The sequence below is a fragment of the Candidatus Pristimantibacillus lignocellulolyticus genome (assembly GCA_023639215.1).
Classification (GTDB): domain Bacteria; phylum Bacillota; class Bacilli; order Paenibacillales; family Paenibacillaceae; genus Pristimantibacillus; species Pristimantibacillus lignocellulolyticus.
Genome location: CP097899.1, coordinates 2,782,091 through 2,805,626, shown reverse-complemented (window position 1 = coordinate 2,805,626; position 23,536 = coordinate 2,782,091). Strand labels below are relative to the sequence as shown.

18 protein-coding genes are annotated in these 23,536 nt (G+C 36.1%); 2 read left to right on the top strand and 16 right to left on the bottom strand.

What is annotated here, in order from left to right:
• Positions 1 to 154: 154 nt before the first annotated feature.
• Complete coding sequence (locus NAG76_11690) at positions 155 to 1,666, top strand: diguanylate cyclase (GenBank protein URN92563.1); 1,512 nt, start codon at positions 155 to 157, stop codon at positions 1,664 to 1,666.
• A 122-nt stretch (positions 1,667 to 1,788) separates the two neighbouring features.
• Here the strand turns inward: NAG76_11690 and NAG76_11685 are convergent, their stop codons facing one another.
• The 6 genes from NAG76_11685 to NAG76_11660 form a co-directional block, all read right to left on the bottom strand.
• Positions 1,789 to 2,427: a GDSL-type esterase/lipase family protein gene (locus NAG76_11685; GenBank protein ID URN92562.1), complete on the bottom strand. Its 639-nt coding sequence runs from the start codon at positions 2,425 to 2,427 to the stop codon at positions 1,789 to 1,791.
• 170 nt (positions 2,428 to 2,597) lie between these two features.
• Positions 2,598 to 3,257, bottom strand: coding sequence for a hypothetical protein (locus NAG76_11680; protein URN92561.1), 660 nt, complete (start codon positions 3,255 to 3,257; stop codon positions 2,598 to 2,600).
• Positions 3,254 to 4,048 carry an ABC transporter ATP-binding protein gene (locus NAG76_11675; protein ID URN92560.1) on the bottom strand — a complete coding sequence of 265 codons (795 nt, stop codon included), beginning with the start codon at positions 4,046 to 4,048 and terminating at the stop codon, positions 3,254 to 3,256. Before NAG76_11675 ends, NAG76_11680 begins: the two co-directional genes overlap by 4 nt.
• 11 nt (positions 4,049 to 4,059) lie before the next feature.
• Positions 4,060 to 5,094, bottom strand: a complete 1,035-nt coding sequence (locus NAG76_11670; protein URN92559.1) for an iron ABC transporter permease — start codon at positions 5,092 to 5,094, stop codon at positions 4,060 to 4,062.
• On the bottom strand, positions 5,091 to 6,095 hold the full coding sequence (locus NAG76_11665) for an iron ABC transporter permease (GenBank protein ID URN92558.1): 1,005 nt from the start codon (positions 6,093 to 6,095) through the stop codon (positions 5,091 to 5,093). The genes NAG76_11670 and NAG76_11665 overlap by 4 nt, the downstream gene beginning before the upstream one ends.
• A gap of 57 nt (positions 6,096 to 6,152) precedes the next feature.
• Entirely contained in the window at positions 6,153 to 7,172 is a 1,020-nt protein-coding gene (locus tag NAG76_11660; GenBank protein ID URN92557.1) for an iron-siderophore ABC transporter substrate-binding protein, read from the bottom strand.
• Positions 7,173 to 7,540: 368 nt separating this feature from the next.
• On the opposite strand from NAG76_11660, the gene NAG76_11655 reads away from it, so the two are divergent.
• Complete coding sequence (locus NAG76_11655; GenBank protein ID URN92556.1) at positions 7,541 to 9,166, top strand: hypothetical protein; 1,626 nt, start codon at positions 7,541 to 7,543, stop codon at positions 9,164 to 9,166.
• A 73-nt stretch (positions 9,167 to 9,239) separates the two neighbouring features.
• Here the strand turns inward: NAG76_11655 and NAG76_11650 are convergent, their stop codons facing one another.
• The 10 genes from NAG76_11650 to NAG76_11605 all read right to left on the bottom strand — a co-directional run bounded on the left by NAG76_11650 (position 9,240) and on the right by NAG76_11605 (position 23,196).
• Positions 9,240 to 9,914 carry a hypothetical protein gene (locus NAG76_11650; GenBank protein ID URN92555.1) on the bottom strand — a complete coding sequence of 225 codons (675 nt, stop codon included), beginning with the start codon at positions 9,912 to 9,914 and terminating at the stop codon, positions 9,240 to 9,242.
• Positions 9,915 to 10,266: 352 nt separating this feature from the next.
• Complete coding sequence (gene pgmB, locus NAG76_11645; GenBank protein ID URN92554.1) at positions 10,267 to 10,944, bottom strand: beta-phosphoglucomutase; 678 nt, start codon at positions 10,942 to 10,944, stop codon at positions 10,267 to 10,269.
• A 100-nt stretch (positions 10,945 to 11,044) separates the two neighbouring features.
• Positions 11,045 to 13,336 carry a family 65 glycosyl hydrolase gene (locus NAG76_11640; GenBank protein ID URN92553.1) on the bottom strand — a complete coding sequence of 764 codons (2,292 nt, stop codon included), beginning with the start codon at positions 13,334 to 13,336 and terminating at the stop codon, positions 11,045 to 11,047.
• A 38-nt stretch (positions 13,337 to 13,374) separates the two neighbouring features.
• Positions 13,375 to 15,462, bottom strand: a complete 2,088-nt coding sequence (locus tag NAG76_11635; GenBank protein ID URN92552.1) for an amylo-alpha-1,6-glucosidase — start codon at positions 15,460 to 15,462, stop codon at positions 13,375 to 13,377.
• Between the two features lie 40 nt (positions 15,463 to 15,502).
• Positions 15,503 to 16,339, bottom strand: coding sequence for a carbohydrate ABC transporter permease (locus tag NAG76_11630; GenBank protein URN92551.1), 837 nt, complete (start codon positions 16,337 to 16,339; stop codon positions 15,503 to 15,505).
• Complete coding sequence (locus NAG76_11625; GenBank protein URN92550.1) at positions 16,339 to 17,214, bottom strand: sugar ABC transporter permease; 876 nt, start codon at positions 17,212 to 17,214, stop codon at positions 16,339 to 16,341. Before NAG76_11625 ends, NAG76_11630 begins: the two co-directional genes overlap by 1 nt.
• A 118-nt stretch (positions 17,215 to 17,332) precedes the next feature.
• Positions 17,333 to 18,592 carry an ABC transporter substrate-binding protein gene (locus NAG76_11620; GenBank protein URN92549.1) on the bottom strand — a complete coding sequence of 420 codons (1,260 nt, stop codon included), beginning with the start codon at positions 18,590 to 18,592 and terminating at the stop codon, positions 17,333 to 17,335.
• A gap of 190 nt (positions 18,593 to 18,782) precedes the next feature.
• Positions 18,783 to 20,324, bottom strand: a complete 1,542-nt coding sequence (locus NAG76_11615; protein URN92548.1) for a response regulator — start codon at positions 20,322 to 20,324, stop codon at positions 18,783 to 18,785.
• A 13-nt stretch (positions 20,325 to 20,337) separates the two neighbouring features.
• The gene (locus tag NAG76_11610) at positions 20,338 to 22,107 is read right to left on the bottom strand and encodes a histidine kinase (GenBank protein ID URN92547.1); all 1,770 of its coding nucleotides are present in this window, start codon (positions 22,105 to 22,107) and stop codon (positions 20,338 to 20,340) included.
• A 222-nt stretch (positions 22,108 to 22,329) separates the two neighbouring features.
• On the bottom strand, positions 22,330 to 23,196 hold the full coding sequence (locus NAG76_11605; GenBank protein ID URN92546.1) for a cell wall hydrolase: 867 nt from the start codon (positions 23,194 to 23,196) through the stop codon (positions 22,330 to 22,332).
• Positions 23,197 to 23,536 lie beyond the last annotated feature (340 nt).

Genomic DNA, 23,536 nt, shown 5'->3' with positions numbered 1-23,536 from the left:
GGACCCAATCCTGTACATGGATCAAGGAATTCATTAACAATTTATGTTAATCATGATAACATGATATAGACATAATATTTGAAAGAGGGTAAAACTATTGATATCGACGCTAGAGGCATATATAACATTAGTTTGCACTTCGGTTGTATTCAATATGTCTATACTAGTCTATACATATTGGAAGCGGCATCATTATACAAATATATTCAAATTATTTATGTGGAATACATTATCTTCCTTGATTTATTGCTTTGGTTATGCCTTTAGCTTAACATCCACTTCATTCGAACAACTTAGATTTTGGAATATTGTACAGTATGTAGGGTTACCATTTTTCCCTCCGTTAGGATTATTGTTTGTTTTGCAATATTTGGGATACAAATTAACGAGAAAAAGAATTATTGCTTTACTAATAATGCCTTGTCTCACCTTTCTCATTAATGTAACTAATGAATCTCATCATATATTCTATAGAATATATGATATAAATTCGGTGCTTGGGCCTCCATATAGTGAGATTGAGTATGGGGTATGGTTTGTTGTACATAATATTTACATTTTCAGCTGTTTGTTAGCTGCGTTCTTATTGCTACTTTCACGCTGGAAGGAAACCGTTCGTGCTTATAAACCTCAATTATTTGCACTCATTTGTGGTCAATTGCTTCCAATAGTGACTGCATTTTTATTATTCATAGGATTGACACCCGATGGTATCGATCCTGTACCAATGGTTATTTGGATTTCTTCTGTTTTGTACCTCTGGTCTATTACTAACTCTCGAATGTTATCAATTATGCCAATTGCTAAGGAAACAATTTTTAATAGTATGAATGATGGTGTAATTGTGCTAAATAATAGCTATCAATTAATCGAATATAACCATGCTTGTAAAAATATGTTTACTACTTTGGATCGTTCAACATTAGGGCAGCCATTTGATCAAGTTTGGTATATGCTAACGGATCAATCATTCCCCGTTGAATTAGATACAATATCAAATAATTTAAATGTTACGATTCATCAAGCTAATTATATTTATCAGCTACGTATTTCTAATCTTCAGCAATCTAATAATAACTCTGGCTTACTAATTATATTTACGGATATAACAGAGTTACATACATTACAACAAAAGTTAGAGCATCAAGCCTATTATGATGAGCTAACGCAAATATTCAATCGTCGTGCCTTTTTCAATCAAAGTGAGCAAAGTTTAATAAAAGTAAAGGATGATTTGTCATCTTATACGCTTATTTTATTTGATATTGATTTTTTCAAAAAAGTGAACGATACTTTTGGACATCAAACTGGAGATCAAATACTAGTGCATGTGGCTCAAATATGTAAAGCTGAGCTAGGAGAAAATATGCTATTTGCTAGATATGGTGGTGAAGAATTTGTACTCGCGATAGCCGGCTATACATTAGTTGAAGGTGAAAAATTCGCTAATCACCTTAGATTGTGCATTGAACAAAATCCTCTAGTTGAAAATAAACGAGTTGTATCGGTTACCTCCAGTTTTGGGGTATCCGTAACGACAGAAGATAAGGATGAATCTATCTATCAGCTTATTCAAAAAGCTGATGAAGCACTTTACGTTGCCAAAAGATCTGGTCGAAATCAAGTACAAGTTTTTACTGAACAGATCGTTGTAGGTAGAAGATAAACTTACTCTAATCAGCAGCTGTATAAGCATTCGATAAATGTTCCTTAACCCTCTGTTAACAAAAAAATCCCTATTCATTTATTCTGAACAGGGATTTATCTATGCTATCTATTCACTTCATGTCAAATGATATCAGTGATTTTCTTCCACATAAAGTCTGACATCTTATGATGTCCCTCAGCATCAAGGTGCATATAATCAACTTCATTCATCATAATTTGCTGCTTTGCATCGGCGAAATGAATGCCGGTATTCGCTAGAAGATGTTGAAGGTGTTCCGAAAGCTCCATTGCTTTCTCGTCACACATTTTTCCCATTGATTTTCCGACATCGGTACTAATATATTCTGGTCTAATGGGCGGTGGTGCCACAACGAGAACTTCCGGAGTCCTTCCACCAACGCCTACCGCCGACCCTTTTGCCTTTAGAGCCAATCTAACAATTCCTTGCGCAATGTTATATGAGGTCAGACCAAATCTTTCTTTAGTATCATTCGTCCCAAGCATGATGACTACAAGCTCTAGCGGTGAATGTGACATAAGACACGGATAAATATAAGAAATACCTTGTAGACCTTCAAACAAAGGATCCTCACATACACTTGTTCTACCGCTTAGCCCCTCTTCCACAACACGAAACTGATCACCTAATCGCTCGCTTAGTAAGCCCGTCCATCTCGTTTTTTCATCAAATCTACCACCTGATTGTGCGTCAAAGCCCCATGTATTGGAATCTCCAAAGCAAACAATTGTTTTTTTCATTTTTCATCACCTTATTATTAACCACAGACATGGTCAGTTTTCTTATTAAATGGATTATTTATAATAACAACATGGTTACTTGATTAAGTATATCAAATTACTAAAATTTATATAATAACTCAAAATAGTATTATTCTAGTTTATCTCAACTAATGTGACTGATGCGGTACTTAAACCTTCTTTTTCAAGGGGCAAACGTTGCAGTACGGAAGTTCACCAGCCTTACTTACTTCATAATAACGACAGCAAGTTTTACGTTTAGGATTTTCTGCGTCAATAAACTGCTTATGCACATATAGCTGCAAAGGATTTGTATCTTTACCAAGCCAAGAGCAATTGGGGCTAGTTATATCATTATACTGAGCATCAATTTGCTCAGAAGAATAACTATGCTCATATTCACGAAATACAGAATTTAATCGTACCGCAACGTTTTCCCATAAAATTCTTTCGTTTATTTTACATTCTTTAGCTATCATTTGAATTATTGGAGTAAGATGATTGATGAAAAGCTCATCCTTCCAGTTTTCATCAAGCAAACCGACAGGACTTTCATCTATAAGCATTGTAAAGGTTTTTGCATCAAAGTGAGCGTTAGACCACCAATCTGCTTTCTGCTGTAAAAACCCAAAATAATCGAGAGAAACCGCCGCAGTAATAACCGCATAACGCTTTATAAATAGAGATCCTGCTATTGCAAGTGATGTCGTTTCCAGATAAATCCCATAATCTTTTACTAAGGGGAGCAAAACGTCCTTGTCCAATAGATTTGCTACTGGGATCCCCTCATTCCCCTGCTTTTGTCTTATCCCGTAAAGGTCTAAGGTCATTTGATCTGTCTTCCCTTTCCTTTTGGAATACATAAGGGCGTACCAAATAGTGGGTCTTTTTCAATAATAGCTTCCATGCCAAAGATTTCTTGCACCATCTCCTTCGTAACAATCGATTCAGGTGCTCCTTGAACAGCAACGGTTTGATTGTGAATGGCTACTAAGTTATCAGCATAACGACAAGCTAAATTCAAATCATGGAGCACCATAACAATGGTACGTTTCTTTTCCCTGTTCAAGTCGAACAGGAAATCAAGTAGCTCAATTTGATGAGACATATCCAGATAGGTTGTTGGCTCGTCCAAAAGGATAATAGGTGTTTCTTGTGCTAACGTCATTGCAATCCAAGCGCGTTGTCTTTGTCCACCAGATAGTGCATCAAGTTGCTTATCTTTGAATTGAAGCAACTGAGTTGCAGCAAGAGCTTGTTCAACTAACTTCTCATCCTCTTCAGACCATTGTTGATACCAACGCTGATAGGGATAACGACCTTGCTTTACTAGTTGCTCAACAGTTATACCTTCTGGAGCTACTGGTCCTTGTGGAAGAATAGATATTCGCTTTGCAATCTCTTTGGTAGGTACGTTTTGCAACTCCTGATCGTCCAGCAATACATGTCCTGAAGCAGGTTTTAATAGACGTGCCATTGATCGCAATAAGGTAGATTTGCCACTTCCGTTGGCACCAACTAGCACTGTTATTTTATGAAGAGGGATTTCGAAGCTTAAATTATGAATAATAGATTGCTCGCCATAATTTAGCGTCAAATGTTGTGTTTGTAATCCACTCATGAATATCTCTCCTAGCGATTTCTATTGTGAAACAACATATAGATAAAGAATGGTGCACCAATGGCTGCGGTGAATACCCCTGCAGGAATATCTAAAGGCAAGAACATCGTTCGAGCAATGATATCTGCTACTAATACTAAACTAGCTCCTATGAGAGCAGTAAGAGGAATAAGTCCAATAAAAGATCTTGTAGCAAGTCGTCTGGCAATATGAGGGGCCATTAGTCCAACAAACTCAATACCTCCAGCATATGCCGCGGCTGTTCCGGCTAACACTACGCTACACATTAAAAAGACAAAGCGCTGAAGCTGTACGCGAATCCCAGCATTAATAGCTACCTCGTCACCAAGTTCTGTTACATTCATGCTTCTTCCCCAAATAAGTAAAATCGGTAATGGAATCAAAACCCATAAGGACATTGCGGAAACGTCACTCCAATTCGCTGCGTATAAGCTTCCCGTGAGCCATATATAAGCTTTTGTTGTAACGACAGCATTGCTGAATACTAGCATAAACGTAATACCGGACTTTAATATCGCAGATATTCCAATCCCTATTAATACTAGCCGAATAGGTGTTACACCTTTATTCCAGGAAATGATATATATAAGCAATGAAGTAACTAATCCTCCAGCTATTGCAGCGAAAGGCAAGAATTGCATACTAATAATACCAGTTCCAAACGTTATGAAGGAAACGGCTCCAAGTGAAGCTCCGCTTGTAATGCCTATTATATCAGGAGAGGCAAGTGGGTTTCTTACGATCGTTTGCAAAATTAGCCCAGCAACTCCTAAGCTAGCACCTACAAGTACCGCTAATAAAACTCGAGGTAAGCGTAAGGTTTCAATTGTAAAACTATGAGTGTCGATGTGACCTATTAGCTGTTGTGCAACCTCAGGCAATGGAATCCATTTACTCCCTGCTGATAAACCTAACAGAATTAGTAATACTAATAATAAAGACAAACTCAATGTCATAAGTAGCCATTTAATAGAAATTTGAAATGATATTTTGCCGCTAAACATTCGAAATGTCCAAGACCTCATTGTTTAGACACCCCTTTTTTGGCTAAATAAATAAAGAATGGACCACCAATTATTGCAGTCATCACACCGATAGGTGCCTCTTGAGGAATTATAATAAACCTAGCAGATATATCAGCTGCTAATAGTAGCAAAGAACCGATTAAAGCACCATAAGGTAATATCCAACGATAGTCGGTACCGACTAAACGCTTAGCGATATGAGGTACGATCAGACCTACAAAGCCAATGGAACCCACAATGGCTACGGATCCCCCAGCTAATACAATAATTAATATACCCATAACAATTTTAAGTAGACCAACATTAAGTCCAAGACTCTTGGCTACATCATCACCAGAGCTAAATATATTCATAGATTTACCAATAAACAAGCTTACTAATAAAGCACCTAGTAATATAGGCAATACAGATAGTAACAAGCTTATATCTCTACCCGCTATGGAGCCAGCGATCCAAAATAACACAGTTTGTATAGATTGTTCATCAATAACAAGTAAACCTTGCGTAAAGGAAATGAAAAGTGCAGAAAGGGCTGTTCCTGCTATTATGATTTTAATAGGAGTAAGACCATCCCGACCAATACTGCTAAGGAAGAATACAGCTAGTCCTGAAATCGCTGCACCCAAGAAAGCAAACCACATGTAGTGGCTTAAGGATTGAAGATTGAGCCACGTAATCGCGAGTACTATAAAAAAAATCGCCCCAGAGTTGACTCCGATTAAATCTGGAGCAGCTAAAGGGTTTCTTGTTAATGCTTGTACTAATATACCGGCAACGGCAAAGGTCATTCCAACGACTAGAGCAATAATAGCTCTAGATAATCTACTTGTAGCAATGACAATATGCTCAGTGTTGCTAGAATCATAATTCGTTACAACTTGCCATACCGCGCGAAATGAGATCGATAGTTGTCCCATAGCTAGACTGCAATATATTAATAATATGACTGCAATGACAAGTCCTATTAATCCAACAGCTCTAGAAAATGATGTTTGTAGCATAGCGTATCCTCTTCTTCCATAGAAAAAGGGGGAGCGTAGGTGTCCCCCTTATCCAATCTACTGTTCAAATCCAAAATGAGTGTAAAGACTATCTAGCATTAGATGAGCTGATTTTAATCCACCAGCAAAGTTCCAAGTGATATCATCTACTTTATACACCTGATTATTTTTAGCAGAATCTAGGTTTTGATAAAGCGGGTGACTTGTCCACTCAGCATGAGTTTTCTTAATGATTTCAGTATCTTCGAAAAATTCAAATGTAACATCTGCGTTCATATTAGGAATACTTTCTTTGTCCATTAGACGTACAATTTCGTGATCATCTCCAGTTAAATCCTTCGGACCGTTGAAGCCAAGCTCTGTTAGAATAGAACCCGCAAAACCTGTAACATAAATTCGAGCATGATCGTCACGGAAGTTTACTACAGAAGCACTTAATGGCCATCCTTCCACACCAGACACTTTTGACTTAAAGTCAGCAACTCGTGTATCCCAATCTGCGATTAATGTTTTTGCTGTATCTTCATCACCAATTGATTGACCAATAATATTAGCTGTTTCACGGAAGTCATAAAGAATAGAAGTTACTACAGTTGGTGCAATTTGAGTAAGTTGCTCATAAATTTCCTCATGACGTACTTGTGTAGCAATAATTAAGTCAGGTTTTAATGCAGAAATTTCTTCTAGGTTAGGCTGTGTTTCAAGTCCAACATAAGTTACATCCTGCAGATCATCTTTTAGATAATCATACATCGGTTGTTGTGCCCATGATTCTACTACTCCCACAGGAGTTATATCAAACTGCACTAATGTATCTGTTGCACCTTGGAATAAAGTTACAATACGTTGAGGCTTTCCTTCGATAGTTGTTGTTCCTAGAGCGTGAGTTATTTCTCTCTTAGTAGGCTCTTCAGAAGTCTGTTCTGTAGAATTCCCACCATTTTGGTTAGTAGATTGCTCAGTTTGAGTGCCGGAATTCGCTGGTTCAGTTGCTCCATTTCCAGCGTTACCACAAGCTGACAAAACCATAACTACTGATAGCATTACAAATAAAACAAGTGACATTCTCTTTTTCAATTTGTCTCTCTCCCCTAAATAAGAATGATATTCATTATCAACTAAATAATAATACAATAATTATTAATTGGCAATATTTATTGTAAAATAAACTGTATAAAAATTCAGAAGATGCATAAACAACTCATTTATTACTCCAAATGATTCTCATACGTTACAATCAGAACCGCTATTATCGTCATAGTCGGCTATTAGAGCATTCTCCATATAGTGCTCCTGTGTAAACTAAATTTCCCAGTTGCAGCAAGTTCACATACTTTATAACTATATCAATAATTGTATAGTTAGAGGATAATAAACTGAGAAGATGAAATAATAAAATGAGAATCAAAAATTAATACACTATGTATGGACAATGAAAGGATACTATGAAAAATTATATATATTTTTGCTCTATAATAATTGCAGCATTATTACTATCTAGTTGCAACGGGAAGACATCACCCGAAGGAACAAATGACTCCTCACTTTCCATAACTACAAGGGAACTATCGGTTTATGAGAAACCTCCTTTATCCAAAGGGACAAATGAAGCTACCACTACGGAATATAATCTAGGGAAAAAGGAATATATGTCAACAAGTAATAAGATTATGCCTTATGAAGTTCGCGGAATTATCGGAGTACCTGAAGGTCAGGGACCATTCCCTTTAATTTTGATTAGTCATGGCTCTCATGAAAATGAGAAGGAGAACTTACGCTTCGATACTGGATTTGAATACCTAGTACAGCATCTCGCTGAAAACGGTTATATTGCTGTCTCTATGGATATGAGTAAGCCTTATATATGGAAATACGGTGACAATGATGATCAAGAAAAATCTATTCCTGTGGCAAATGATCACATTGAGGGGTTACTTAATGCGAATGAAGGAAATAATGGCGGTTTTCCCATTGATTTAAAAGGTAAAATTGACCCAAATCAAATTGCACTTATGGGGCATTCTAGAGGTGGAGAAACTGTTTTTGAAATCGCAAAGGATCAAGAAAGTCGTGGTAGATCGATTCAAGCAATATTATCAATAGCCCCTACTTATTTTTTTGAACATAATTGGCCAGATGCTGATGTTGCCATACTAGTCCCTGAATATGACGGTGATGTCATTTCTCTAGATGGGTTTATTACGTATAGATCTCTTAGTAAAGAAGTCAATCACGATTATTCTGTTACCCAGTTAATGAAGGCAAATCATAACTATTTCAACAGAAAAGTAACACGAAATGATGCTTCGTTTTCTTTAGTTAAAAATACTTCCGTTGATCAACTATCTCGTGAACAGCAAGAAAGCTTTTTAATGGACTTTGCTACTGATTTCTATCATGCATCGCTTAAAGGTCAAAAAGAAGCTTTTATACTACCATCCGTTGCTCAACCAAACACCATGTATGATTTTGATGTTACTGTTATGTATCAGACAAAGAAAGCAAAACGCATTGCAGATGCTTCTGAAATCAATGGTTATTCTACCGAAGGCGCGGAAATAAAGCAGAGTATTGACTCATGGTTTTATAAAAATGATGAAGTACTCATAGATACGATTACTTCTGGAGATGGAGATCTAATGACGAGAGAGCTCATCAATGTTAAATGGGAACAATCTAACGCTGTATTAAAGTTTGTTCCAAGCATTTCAGATTTCAGTGAATATGCCGGACTAACGATAAATTCGGTAATTGACTCAGCAGACGAAATAAATTCAAAAGACTCTTCACAAAGCTTTACTATTTTACTTAGAGATACAAAAGGAAATACTTCTTCCTTGACGCTACCACCAAATTTAAATGCACTAACCTATAGTGCTGGGAATATAGACAGTACCTCTCTAGAAGATCTAGATATCTTTTATTGGTCAAGGAGTACGCCACTTGCAAGCATAAACCTACCGCTTAGTGATTTTAAAAACATTGATCTAACAAATATTGAATCTGTATCTTTTGTTTTTGATCAGAAAAATAAAGGATCGATTTACATTGATTCCGTTTGGTTAAATTAGTGTTGAATCTCTAAGTCTTATTTAAACTTAAAAACGCATTCGATTACTATGCTCGAATGCGTTTTTAATAGGACTATTTATAATAAGAAGTCGTCAATGGTATAAAGACAGCTGTATCTTTCTTGACATCACCGTAAATGTATAATGATTTCACACCGCCGATATCAGCTTGGACAGTAACCAAACCTTCTGCAGATTTAATGACGTCTACCTTTTTCAGAATAATATCGTTATCAGCGTCTTTAATAACAAAGTTTGAAATATCACCATCAACAGCTGCAATTTGAAGGTTTAGTGCTTGATATTCTTTATTTGGATAGAGCATAAAGCTTGCGCTACGGTTATTTTCATAATTGTTAAAGTAAGCCTCTTTATAATCTTTGCCTTTGTAGGTTGTTTGAGCTGGATCTTTCGTATGATACATATCATTGAATCCTCCAGCAATGGAGACTCCTTCTACTTTCTCGCCTAAAATTATGGTTTGAGTATCCACATCATAATCAACTGCTACATCAAGGGCATCTGAGATCGCACGAATCGAAAAATAATTGGCATTTTGATAACTGATCGGTGCAATAGCATTGCCTTTAACATCGCGCAATTCAACAAAAGTTCCATCTACTTGTACCTTTATCCCAGGATTAAGATATGCTTTAATTTCTTGTAGCTTAGTTGCTGCTAATGCACCAGTTCCCATGCTAGCAAGCATTGACACGCTTATAATAGCTACAAATGCTTTTTTCTTCAATCAATTCACACTCCTAATGAAAAGTATAATACACATCATGGACTACTCTAAATCAATTGTTTACCAGTAACAATAGTTCTTTGGTATAATTTTTCATAATTACTCCTAATTACCTATTTTTAAATAACCTTATATAATATGCTAACACTTACTTGAATATTAGACGTTTCAAACTTGCTGTAACTCTTCGTTAGAAGCGTTATATTCAAACTTTAAGCTTTCATGTACGATATCTGCATCCACAGAAGATTTTTCCACTTATTTTCCGACTCCTAACGATTTAGACAAAAAATAGCCAGCTACCTGAGATTTTCTCGGGCAACTGGCTATTTAAGATTTTATTATATTAATATTATTTCGATTTTAATTTTTGTGCATTTATTACTTGCTGCAATTCTAATGACTTAGTCGAAGATAATACGAGATCAGCATGTGGGAATGACTCAGCTGGACCAATTGCAATAGCAGCCATATGAGCCGATTTAATAGCTTCTACCCCTGCAACTGCATCCTCTACTCCCACACATTGTATTGGTTCTACTTCAAGCAATTGTGCAGCTCTCAAAAACACTTCAGGATCTGGTTTAGAATTAATAATAGTTGCTGCATCAACAATCACATCAAATTGATCATTCATTTGTAAATTATCAATGACTGTGAATGCATTTTTGCTAGCAGAAGCTATCGCTGTTTTTATTCCATTTTGTTTGAGCTCAATTAGTAGTTCAGGAATACCAGGCAATACATCCTCCGGCTTAATTTCCAAGATCAATTGTTTATAAATTTCATTTTTACGAGTGGCTAGATTATCAAGCTCCTCATCTGTAAAACTTAGAGGTTCTTTTGATAAGCTTAATAGTAAACGAAGTGATTCCATACGCGAAACACCTTTAAGCTTTTCATTAAATTCTCTTGTAAAAGGTAAGCCTAACTCGTCTGCGATAGCTTTCCAAGCAAGATAATGATGTTCTGCTGTATCAGTAATTACACCATCCAAATCAAAAATAACCGCTCTCACAGTTTGAACCATTGTGTATCACTCCTTTGTATGCAAGATCATTTATTATTGTAAAACTTCCCAAGTTCGTTTCGTATTCGATGTCGACTATGCTACATTCATGAATTCGTTATCAAAGTCCGCTTTTTAAACTACCTCTGTAAGAAACATTGGGCTCTAATGAAATGTCTTGATCATACAATCGAAGTTGCAATGCTTGGCCATCTATAACATTTAGTTGTACATGAGAGGAAGTAATATGAACATCAATCGTTCTTCCTTTGTACTGAATTTTGAATTGGTATTGTTCCCAGCCTGCAGGAATCATAGGAGCAAGCGCTAAATGCGTTTCTTTAATACGTACGCCTGCAAAGCCAAATACAATAGCCATCCACGTACCGCCCATATTAGCCAAATGCAAACCATCTTTAGTATTTCCATGTGTATTATCTAGATCAAGACGAGCTGTTTCAGAGAAATAATCATATGCTTTATTCGCATAGCCTACTTTAGATGCCATGATGCTAAAAATACAAGAGGATAGCGATGAATCATGAGTGGTTATCTTCTCATAATAATCATAAGAGCTACGAATCGTTTCCATACTTTGATCATCTTCCAGCAGGAAATGAGCTAGAACGGTATCCGCTTGTTTGCATACTTGATAACGATAGATCGTTAATGGATGATAATGTAGTAATAATGGGTATTTATCTTCAGGTGTTTCTTCGAAATTCCACACTTGTTTACGTAAGAACGTGTCATCCTGCGGGTTGATGTTTAATTGTTCATCATGAAGTAACAACATCGCTTCAGCAGCTGCATCCCATGCAGCAATTTCTTGTTCAGACACATCTAATTGCTGTGCTAATGTAGCAAATTGCTCGGAATCTAGCGTTGATAAAATCTTACAACTCTTTGCTGCCCAATATAAATTACTTTTTGCCATAGCATTTGTGTAATAGTTATTATCAACACAACATGTATATTCATCTGGTCCAGTTACTTCATCAATATGAAACTTCCCATTATAATAGTGACCGACTTCAATCCAAAGACGAGCTGTCTCAATTAATACTTCTGCTCCGTACTTCCATAAGAAATCATTATCTTCAGTTGCCATATAATATTGAGAGTAGCTATAGGCAACGTCTGCGCTAATATGATATTGAGCCGTTCCAGAAGGGAAGAAAGAAGAACATTCCGAACCTGAAATTGTCCGCCATGGATAGAGCGCACCCTTACGATGGCCCATTTCTTTCGCTCGTTCTCTAGCAAAATCCAAAATATGATGTCGATAAATTAATAGCCGCTTAGCAATTTGAGGCTGCGTCATTAAAAATACAGGGAACATATAGATTTCCGTATCCCAGAAATAGTGCCCCTCATAACCTTCACCTGTTAATCCTTTTGCAGCAATGTTACTGTATTCATCTTGTCCTGCAGATTGTAGTAATTGATAAACATTAAATCGGATACCTTCTTGTAATCGATCGTCATTGCTAATAACAATATCAGATCTTTTCCAGAAATCATCCATATAATCACGTTGATGTTGAAGCTGCTGCTCAAAAGTTGTGCTCATCACTTCTGACATAATATTTTTACCAACCGCATGTGGCTCTGCTCCATGTCGCAACGTATCCGTATAAACATTCCACTTTGTAAAAGAAATATCGTTACTAGAGTCAAAATCAGCCTTATAAGTAACGCTTTGTTCATAAGCAGTATGCTCGGATGTAAGTGCAGTTGAATGTGTATATGCAGTAGAACAACTCATTTTCAACTGAGAAGCTGAAGTTTCATTAACGATATAGTCCAATTGTTGGTCACTGCCTGTTGCTACCGTATGTAACAACTTGGCATGTCCAGATGCAACGCGCGGATCATTAACTGCCGTATAATTTTCTACGTTTCCATTAATACTTGAAGTGATCGTAATTTTACCTTTAACAGAAATAGGTGTAATTTGGATATCAATAGCAAATAACTCACGTACATAAAATGATACTAGGCGCTTAAAGGTAATTTTCAATTCTTGTCCCAATGGTGAAACCCAATGAATAGAACGAATAGCATATCCATCATCAAACTTAAGTTGACGGTCAAAATCTAATACTTTTCCGCTAAATAAGCTAAATGTCTCTTGCTGGTCACCAATCAAAATATTCACACTTTGACCATCTATACCATTCACTAATTTTTGTTGTGTGCTTGGAAAAGCGTGTAATTTTTCCCCATAAGGGATTGTAATGACATCATGGAATGCATTGATATACGTTCCTCGAATACTGTTCATTTCCGAAGCGTAACCTTCCTCGAAGTTACCACGTACCCCTAGATATCCGTTACCAAGAGCGAAAATACTTTCATTAATCAATAATTCATCTTGCTCGAGACTTGTATTTTGAATGTTCCAAGTCATTAATATTCACTCCTAGCATTGTTAGTCTAAACTTAGAATCAGGATTGAATTTCAATCTCTAACTCTGTTGTATTGGAAATTATTTCTATATTTATTTTAGCAGCAAGATTAGTATCACGTTTCAAGGTGAAACTTAATGTACCTCTACCAATGCATAGGTTATGAACCGTTAAATACTCCAACTCTACTGGCAAACAAGGTGAAATAAAGATTTTACCTGCTAGTACGTTTGGTATTAATCCAAGCATCGCCTGCAGCATAACAAATGCTGTTGCCCCTGCCCAAGCTTGTGGAGAGCATGTTGTTGGATATGGAATGACCTTATCAGTTTCTGTGAGATCGTAGCCACAAAATAGCTCTGGTAAACGATAGCCATCGAATTGCGTTGAAACCTTGATTATCCCTGATACTACTTTCATGGCATCATCGGCATAACGGTTACGCAGTAATCCAAGTAAGATCATGCCATTATCATGTGGCCACACACTGCCATTATGATAGCTTAGTGGATAATAACCACTTGCTTTATTGCTCATCGTACGAATACCATAACCGCTAAACATATCATGTTCTAGTAATCTAGTTGCTACGATTTGTCTGTATTGCTCATCTACAATATCGGTCATTAATAGATGACCGGGGTTTGAAGTAATGGATTTCACCTGCTCCAAATTTTCATCAAGAGCGATGCAATAGAAACCGTGTTCTTCCATCCAATAACGATCTTGAAACTGTTGCTTTAGCCTTTTTGCCTCAGCATAAAGTTGCTTTGCACGATCAGTTTCACCCATTGATTCATATATATCCGCTAATCCTTGCTTAGCAGCATATATATAACCTTGTACCTCTACTAGTGCAATTGGTGATTTTGCATATTGACCGTTCTCATGAATAATTGAATTGCTGGAATCCTTCCACCCTTGGTTTGGAAATCCTTCACTCGCTTCTTGATGATAGGTCAAAAAATGGGCATCATTAGTTGACGAACGTGTATCAATCCAATCCAATGCAGCATCAATATTTGTTTGTAGTTCATGTACAATCGATGTATCTCCACTCCATCTTACATATTCCACAATTAATATTAAGAAAAGCGGTGTGGAATCTACTCCACCATAATAAGGAGAGAAAGGTGCTTGATTGGAATTAGCCAGTTCTCCAAAGCGAATTTCGTGAGAAATTTTACCTGGCTCTTCATCACACCATGCATCATATTTAGTTCCTTGATATGCTGCGAGTGTGCGCAATGTCCCAATAGCATGTGCTGGCTGCAGTGGTAGCATAAATAAAGAAGTGATGATGCTATCGCGACCAAACGACGCTGCAAACCACGGCAAACCTGCTACCGGAAAAGTTCCCTCACCAATATCATCCATAAGCATACGTAAATCCTGTAAGCTTCGATCATAAAGCTTGTTATAATGCTCATTAGAAGATTCTATAGTCGTATTACTTTTCTGCCATTGCGAATAGCTTTCTTCTAATTCCTGCAAAGCTACGGTGTAGGTATGCAATGTAGGTAAAGCTTTTTCACCGATAAGAGGAACAACATTTACATTTATATATTTAGTTTGCCCGGGTGACAATTCTAATTGAAAACTTAACTCTTTATTATCTTCCGAAATCGTTGCTTCATAATCCCAAGTCACGTATGTTGTGCGCTTAATTTCATCGATGCCTACATAGCGGAATGCAATAGCACCCTTCTCAACAATAGGATCTAAAGTATGACCTACTTTTCCCTCACGATATTTGCGAACGATAAACATATCTTGAAAATCAGCATCAAAAGAAAGTGATATTTCAACCTCATTACTGTCTAGATAATAATTAGTAACTGATAACCGTTCATATAATACACCGTCATAAATAATGGTTTCTCTAATGACCTCAATCGCTCCACGGTCTTTACTTTCTTCCATTAAAGTCGTGGAAAGAAGATAACTTTTATTAGAACGACTCCCTAGTAATTGAGGAGATTTTTTATTAATGTAAAGTTTATAATTGCTCAAAAATCGAGTATCTTTCAGATAAAGACCATGTCCTGTATCCGATTCTGGAACAATATCCCCTTGCTCGTTGCACAATAAGAAAATAGATCCTTCTTTTATAACATGATTATTCATAATCATTTTCACCCCAGCTACTGTTTACTTTTATCTTGCTTTATTTAACAGCGCCTGCTGCAACACCTTTAATAATATATTTTTGAGCGAAAGCGTAGAAAATTACGATTGGAATAATCGTTAACGTTAAACCTGCCATTGCTTGGTTCCATACGATCGTAAATTCACCGAAGAAGTAGAATGTCGATAATTGAATGGTACGTAGCCCTTTATCAGAGAGCACAAGTGAAGGCAGCAAGTAGTCATTCCAAGTAGCGATAATATCTAATATTGCTACTGTCACAGTAATTGTTTTCAGTAATGGGAAAACAATTCTCCAGAACAGACCAAATTTACTACAGCCATCAAGAGTAGCAGCTTCCTCAAGTGCAATCGGAATAGACTTCATAAATCCGTGGTAAAGGAATACTGCAATTCCAGCATGAAATCCGATGTTCATAAAGATCAGACCACCATGAGTATTTAGCATAGGGATATGCAGATTAGTACGGATCCAGTCCATTACTTGCATAAGCGGCATCATTAGTGTTTGAAATGGAATAAGCATCGTAGCTACAAAAGAATAAAAGATAATTTTACTCATTAGGTTGTCTTTTCTAACTAACATCCAAGCTGTCATCGATGCCAGCACAACAACGCAGATAACCGTAACGATAGTCACATACGCAGAATTAAAAAACACATGTAAAAAATTCATTTTTTCCATTGCTTTTTGGTAATATTCAAAACTAAAGCTAGATGGTAATGCAAGTGCATTTTCATATAATTCCGAGCGAGTTTTGAAAGAGTTGACCAGCATAATATAAATGGGTGATAAGAAGAGTAAGGCAAGTATAACGATAAGAATTGAAGTAATAGTTCTACCTGTTGCTTTCATTACATTTGCACCTCTTTCTTCTTCGTAATAATAACTTGCGTCAAAGTAACCAATGCGACAACTAAGAAGAAGATGATCGCTTTAGCTTGACCAAGACCATAATTACCGTATCCGAATATCTCATTGAAAATATTCATCGCAAATAATTCTGTAGAATGGATTGGTCCACCCCCAGTAAGTGATAAGTTCACATCGTATATTTTGAATGCACCCGAAAGTGATAAAAATAAGCAAATAGTAAATGAAGGCATCAATAGTGGGAATACTATTTTCGTTAAGCGCGTCCATAAATTAGCGCCATCTACCTTTGCAGCTTCCATAACTTCATCTGGAATTCCTTGAATACCCGCAATATATATGATCATCGTATACCCTGCCATTTGCCATGTGAAAACAATGACTAGAGCGTATAATGCAAAGTTCGGATTAATTAACCAGTTAAAGAAAATTGAATCTAGTCCAGTAAGATTACCAATTTGTTTGAAACCATCTGTAAAAAGAAATTTCCATATATATCCTAGAATAAGTCCGCCAATAAGGTTTGGCATAAAGAATAATGTACGTGCTAAGTTACTTGCTTTAAACCCTGCAGTTACAATGAGTGAGAATACTAAACCAAAAACATTAATCGATATTAAAGCTAAAACTGTAAATTTTAATGTGTTCCAAGCAGAAGTAATAAAACGCTCATCTTGAAAAATAGCTACATAGTTATCAAAACCAACAAAAACTTTAGGATTGGCAGGTATACCATTCCAAGTAATAAATGAATATATTATTCCGATAATGAACGGAATGATTACTATAGTAAGGAAGATAAGGAACAAGGGCATCGTAAATATTGCATACCAAACTCTATCCATTTTTTTATTCATCACATGTCACCCATTCCACTTTGTTATTTTTGCTTATGTTATCGAGAAAACGAAAACCTAACTTCAATGAGAAAGTTAGGTTTTCTATTTTCCACATCAATCATGATTGTTATAAAACTTATTTTGTAGCTTTTGCCCAAACATTATCTAATTTTTCAAGGTATTGTTCCGGAGTCATGCTGTTATCCAAGAAGAATTCAGAAGTCGCTGGTGCCAAATCATTGATAATAATACCTTGTGGGAAATAATTAAGTGCCCAAGGAATTGTTTCGCCAGATTGTGTTGCTTCAAATACTTCTTGAGACAATGGATCAAGACCAGTCGCTTCAATTGTCGTTACAGCTGGAATGAAACCAAATTCGTTAACAATTGTGTTTTTACCTGTTTCACTTGTATACAACCAATTAATAAATGCATTTGCGGCTGCAATTTGTTCAGCAGAAGCTGTGTTATTAATTACCCAAGCTGCTGGGATATCAACTGCAATTTTTTTGTTTCCAGATATAGGTAAAGCCATCATTCCTGCTTCAATATCATCATAATCAGCTAACATACTGTAGCTCCAGTTTCCTTGGTGTACGATTGCTGTTTTTCCTGAAGCAAAGTCTCCCATTTGCACATCATATGTTACTTCCATTGGGTTAATAGAATTATCACGAATCACCTTCATTACTTGAGCGAATTCTTGGAATTCTGCAGTATCAGACATTTTCACTTCACCTTTATTCAATTGCTCAATGTAAGCAACAGGATCAGTCTGCAAAGCAAAAGGTGTATTAATGATATGACCAATTAAGAAATATGCTTCTTGAGATAAGCTTAATCCATTAACTCCATCAGCTTTGAACTGCTCTAGTGCAGCAGTCAGTGAAGCTACATCCGTAATTGTAGAAGGATCTACTAAAGCTTTGTTATAAACTAGACCAAAACCTTCAACTCCAGTAGGAACTCCAACCACTTTACTATCGCTTTCAAGTGCCATATTTGGAGAAATATACTTAACATATTCTTCATTGCTCATGTCATAGTAATAAGATGCGAATTTATCTGCTTCTGCACCTGGTTGAACAGAGAAGATAGTTGGACCCTCGCTAGCAGCTAGCTTGGTTTGAAGTTGTGTTATATAGGAATCACCTGCTGAACCCCAAACCTCAACTTCGTTACCAGTCTCCGCTTTATATTTATCAGCAAGATCTTCAAGCGCTTCAGCAATTTCAACTTTACTTTGGAATAATGAAATTTTTGCTAACTTCTCAGTGCCAGTACCACCGTTCTTGTCCGAACCCGATTTATTACTTGAGTTATTTCCACAAGCAGCTAAAGCAAGTACTAAAACCATCATAGAAATGATACCGATTAATTTCTTCGTTCTTTTCATGTTACTACCCCCAATTTTGAAATCGTTCTATAAAGTGTGTAAACACTTACATTATCATTATAATTTTTGGCAATGATACTAAACAGGTGATATTCTCGCCTAAACAAGTAAATTTTGAATCTGTTAATATAAAAACTCCCCCTATAACTTTAATTACAAGTGTAATAGGAGGAGTTTTTCTCAAATGAAATTATTTATTCACTCTTCGATATTGCGTTGGAGATACTCCGTAATGCTTACGGAATACTTTACTGAAGTAATTATCATCTTCATAACCGACAGAAGCGGCGATTTCTTGAACGGAAAGCTCAGAGAATTTTAATAATTCACAGGCATTATCCATTCTAATCTGAGTCAAATAACTCATGACCGTTGTTTGATGCATTTCCTTAAACCGTTTTGATAAATATTGAGGACTAAAATGGAATATTTCAGCTAAGGATGACAGAGTAATTTCTTCACTCATATGATCGTGGATATAATTTTTTATTGCTGCAATGCTTTGAATGGTTGAGGCACTTTCATTTGCGTCATCAACAATACTATGAAACATATGAATGAGAGTCTTTTCCCATTCTTCTAAGTCAGATAGCCATAATGGCATCGTTTCAATATGTTGTTTAGATTGTAATTGATTCATAACTCGCATCAACAATAAATTTGCTTCAATGGAATAATGCTGTAATTCTTTTAATGGTAAATTAGATTTGGTATGTAGAGATTCAACATAACTGTGAACCAATTCCTGAATTTGATTTTTATCTTGGTTACGAATAGCTTCTAACAATAATAATTCTTTATCCATAAAGGGAGTAAGATCCGTTGCGTTTTGATAGGACTGTGATGCTTTTATTATATTGGTATTTAATATTTCTGCTTTTGCTTCTTTCAATGAATGATGAAGTTGTCCAATGCTTGTGCGTCGTTTACTGAAACCTGAGATTGTAAGTAGTCTAAGCGTTTTGTACCATAATTCACTTATTTTTTTCTGATAGAACTCCAGTTCATCAATTGAAAGATCACTTTGTATATACACGATAATAAACTGTTCATCTGTAAAACAATAATAATTCCCTACTTGTTTAATGATATCATTCAGCACATTTTTTACAGAAAATTCAAACAATGATTCGTCGCCCATATAGTAGCGTTCAATGACAGAATTAGAATTACGCGGTAAGTACATAAGGACATAAAAATCTTGCTCAGATAGCCCAACTTCTTCAAATAGCTGTAACATACTATCCTCTTGAATTGGATCATTTTGCAAATAAGTATTCATTTTCTGTTCATTGAGTAATGAGTCTGCTTCCTTTATGCGAAAACTATTATTAAACTCTTCATGTTTAGTTTGCTGATTTTGTTCAATTGATGTCACTGCTTTGGCAACGGCCTTATCCAAGTCATCTATTTTGAATGGCTTGAGTAAATAATCAACACCATTTGCTAATAAAGTTGCTCTAGTATAGCGAAACTCCTGATAACCACTTAGTACGATAACTTTTGAATTCCAGCCTTCCTCTCTTAACAATTCTAAGAAACGTGGTCCATCCATTTTGGGCATACTCATATCACATATGATTAATTCAGGCTCTTCCCCTCGAACGATCTCGATTGCCTCGAATCCATCTTCAGCAGTTAATATTTGCTGAATGTTATAGGTAGGCCAATCAATTGCTAGCTCTACACCTTCTCTTACATGTTCTTCATCATCTACGATCAATACTTTCATTAACATAATCTCCTTATCGTGATGTATTTGTTGTATTTGGAAGTTTTAATGAAATAGTTGTTTGAACATATGGTTCGCTAATAATTTTCCATTCAAACGTCTCACCATAAAATAATAATAATCGCTTGAGTACATTGGTTAAGCCAATCCCAGCTTTCTCATCATCAAACATGTTTTGATCTACATAACTAAGATGAATTTTTTGTATCTCTTCAGGAGTAAAACCTTTACCGTTATCAATAACAGATAAATAAATATAGTTATTAACCACTTCAATATCCACTTTAATTTCCACTTTACCTGTACCTTTTTCCAAGCCATGCACAATACTGTTTTCTACAAGTGGTTGCAGCACCATTTTCGGAACTTGTAACGAATAGGCTTCTTCTGGATATTGTACAGCATATGTTAACTTATTTTTATAACGCCCCATTTGCAGAGATGTATAATGTGAGACGTGATCCAGCTCTTCTTGTAGTGACACTACTTCAGTATCTATATCCATATTGTAACGGAAGATAGCAGCAAATTCTGCAATTCTATCACTAATCTCCCGAGAATTGTTCTTAATTGCTAAAGTTCCGATGGACTGTAACGTGTTATAGAAGAAATGTGGGTTAATTTGTGCTTGCAGCATCTTTAATCTTGCATGGGACAATTCAAGCTGATGACGATACTGTTTGTTCCATAATTCGTCAAGCTCCATTGTCATTTCTTGAAATCTTTCTTCCAAAATATTAAGCTCATCTGGGGAATTCGATTGTGGACGTACTTTAATATTGAAATTCCCCATTTGAATGTTCTTTATTTGTTTTAAAATTCGTTTCACACGTCTCAAAATATAATAGGAAACATAAGCTGCGATGATGCCCACCAATATTATTGCTCCTACTTGTACAATTAGGGATTGGCCAAGTACAGTAGTTTGGGCTTTATTGACCAATGATTGAGGAATGAATTTTGCTAGTGTTACAGGAAAATTATAGGATACATCACGATAGTAAATATAAGTACCCTCTTGCTCGTAAATCGCCCCTTTTACTACTCCTTCCTTTCCTGTAGTTTCTTCATATAAACGATTTACCCAATCCATCTTTTTTTTCTCATTGCTTGGAAGCGACGAATATAATAATTGCAAATCATCTTGTATAAAGAGATAGATGGAGCCATCTTGTGATGTAGATAATGCTCCAACTGTTTTTTTTATTTCACTATTATCAACATTGAATGATGTTAACCCAATAACTTCACGTGTTGAAATATCCATAAAATAACGATTCACACGTAATTTGGGTTCATTATGGTTGTATGTAACAATAAAATCATTTGTTAGCTCATCACGTTGTGAAGAAAGCTCTCCATTCACGAAATCTGGAATATTCACGCGTGAACTATAGTCATTGCGAATATTAAATTGTTTATTTGTTAAAGCACTTTTGTAAGAAACTGAACCAATTTCAGAATGAGTCCCATATATGCGCTCAAATTGTTGGGTAATGTATACAGTTTCTGCAGGTGTCTGTGTCTCTTTAGAAGATAGAATCCGATCCAAATTCGGATTGCCATAATACGATAGCCCGAGCAGTGAAAGCTCATGGAAATAAGTATGTAGGCCAGACATCGTAATTGCCATTGAGTTTTGGTTTAACTCCACAAGTTGCTTATTAATCGCTTTTCCGGTTATTTGATAAGAAATATAGTTGGATGCGATAAAAGGTATGATTGTCGCTATTAACAAACTGAAAAGTATTTTAGCAAATAGACTTCTTTTTACGGGAAACATAGTCTTTCACTCCAGTTTACGTTTTATAAGTAACAGATGATAATTTGTTCTTACTCTATAATAGAATCGACTGAAAACGCAAGTTGAAGTCTCAGAATCCATACTTACAGTAAAAGATTATTTATTTCGCTCTTAACTTGGTGACAATTAACGTATCGAAAAAAAAATAGCCAGCTGCCGAGATCACTCGGCAACTGACTATTCACTTAGATTACGTAGATATTACTTCGCAAATACATGATTTCCGATTCGAGCTGTGACTTCTCGGCTTTGTACCCATTCATTATCTGTTTTCTTTGGATTATAGAAAACTACAGCTCCAAGACCCGGATCATAACCATTCAGTGCAGCTTGCACCGCTCGTTTCGTATCCTGACTTGGTGTCACGGTATTAATACGATTGTCCAACACCGGAGAATATTGATAATACGATTTTCCATTATAAACTTCTACCTGAAAAATCGTATCGATGATTGAATCGGGCCATTCAGGATCAGCAACTCGGTTCAAGATTGAAGCTGCCACAGCGACCTTCCCTGTATAGCTCTCTCCCCCAGCCTCTGCTTCCGTAATTTGATATAACCAATGAAGTTCCTCTTGGGTCGGTTGCTTCTGATTCTCTAACGAATTCATACCCCCTGCACCTGTCGAGATAAGTGCTGCCTTCATACGTGAATCGTACTGAACACTAAATCCAAGTTTTTTTGCAGTATAAGCTAGTGGGACATAAGTCACTCCATTGATTAACGTCGTCCGAGTATTTAACTTATCCCGCTTCCACACTGATGCTGCTGCACTTTGATAATCAGTATGACGCTCAGCTACTGGAAAGCTCATCAGAATAGATGATTTACTAAGCACAGCAGCACGATATTTTTTATTCCATTCAACGGACACATTTAACTTACGAAAAAATGAAGCTGGTACAAGTTGATAATCATTTTGAATAATTGCCGTTGTCGAGACACGTTGACCGTTCACATATACCGTCGTTTTGCCAGGCGTTTCTGCAAAAACTTCATAGGTAGGCCAAGCAAAAACAATAATCAATAATAAGGCCAAAGACTTTATCCAACGTTTGTTCAACATAATATCGCCCTCCTTAATCTCGCACCATTATACGATAATAATGAGATAGACTTTATGGGAAATTAAGGATCATTAAAAATTGAACTTACGTCCTAGAAAGCTATGAAGCCTTGACCTTATGCGGATTATCTTTAATATAAGGAGCTTCTTTTCTGATAATGATGAGAAGATTTTAATCGTTTCAACAGCTTTTCAGATCAGGAATAGTAAAGAATCTGATGAAAAAGATAGCAGAAAGTTTAACTTCAATTAACTATAGTAGGTTAATTCATTGAACTTATCATAGATATATATTAGGTATCGTTATTTATGCTATTTCACTTAATAGAAAGTAAGGAGG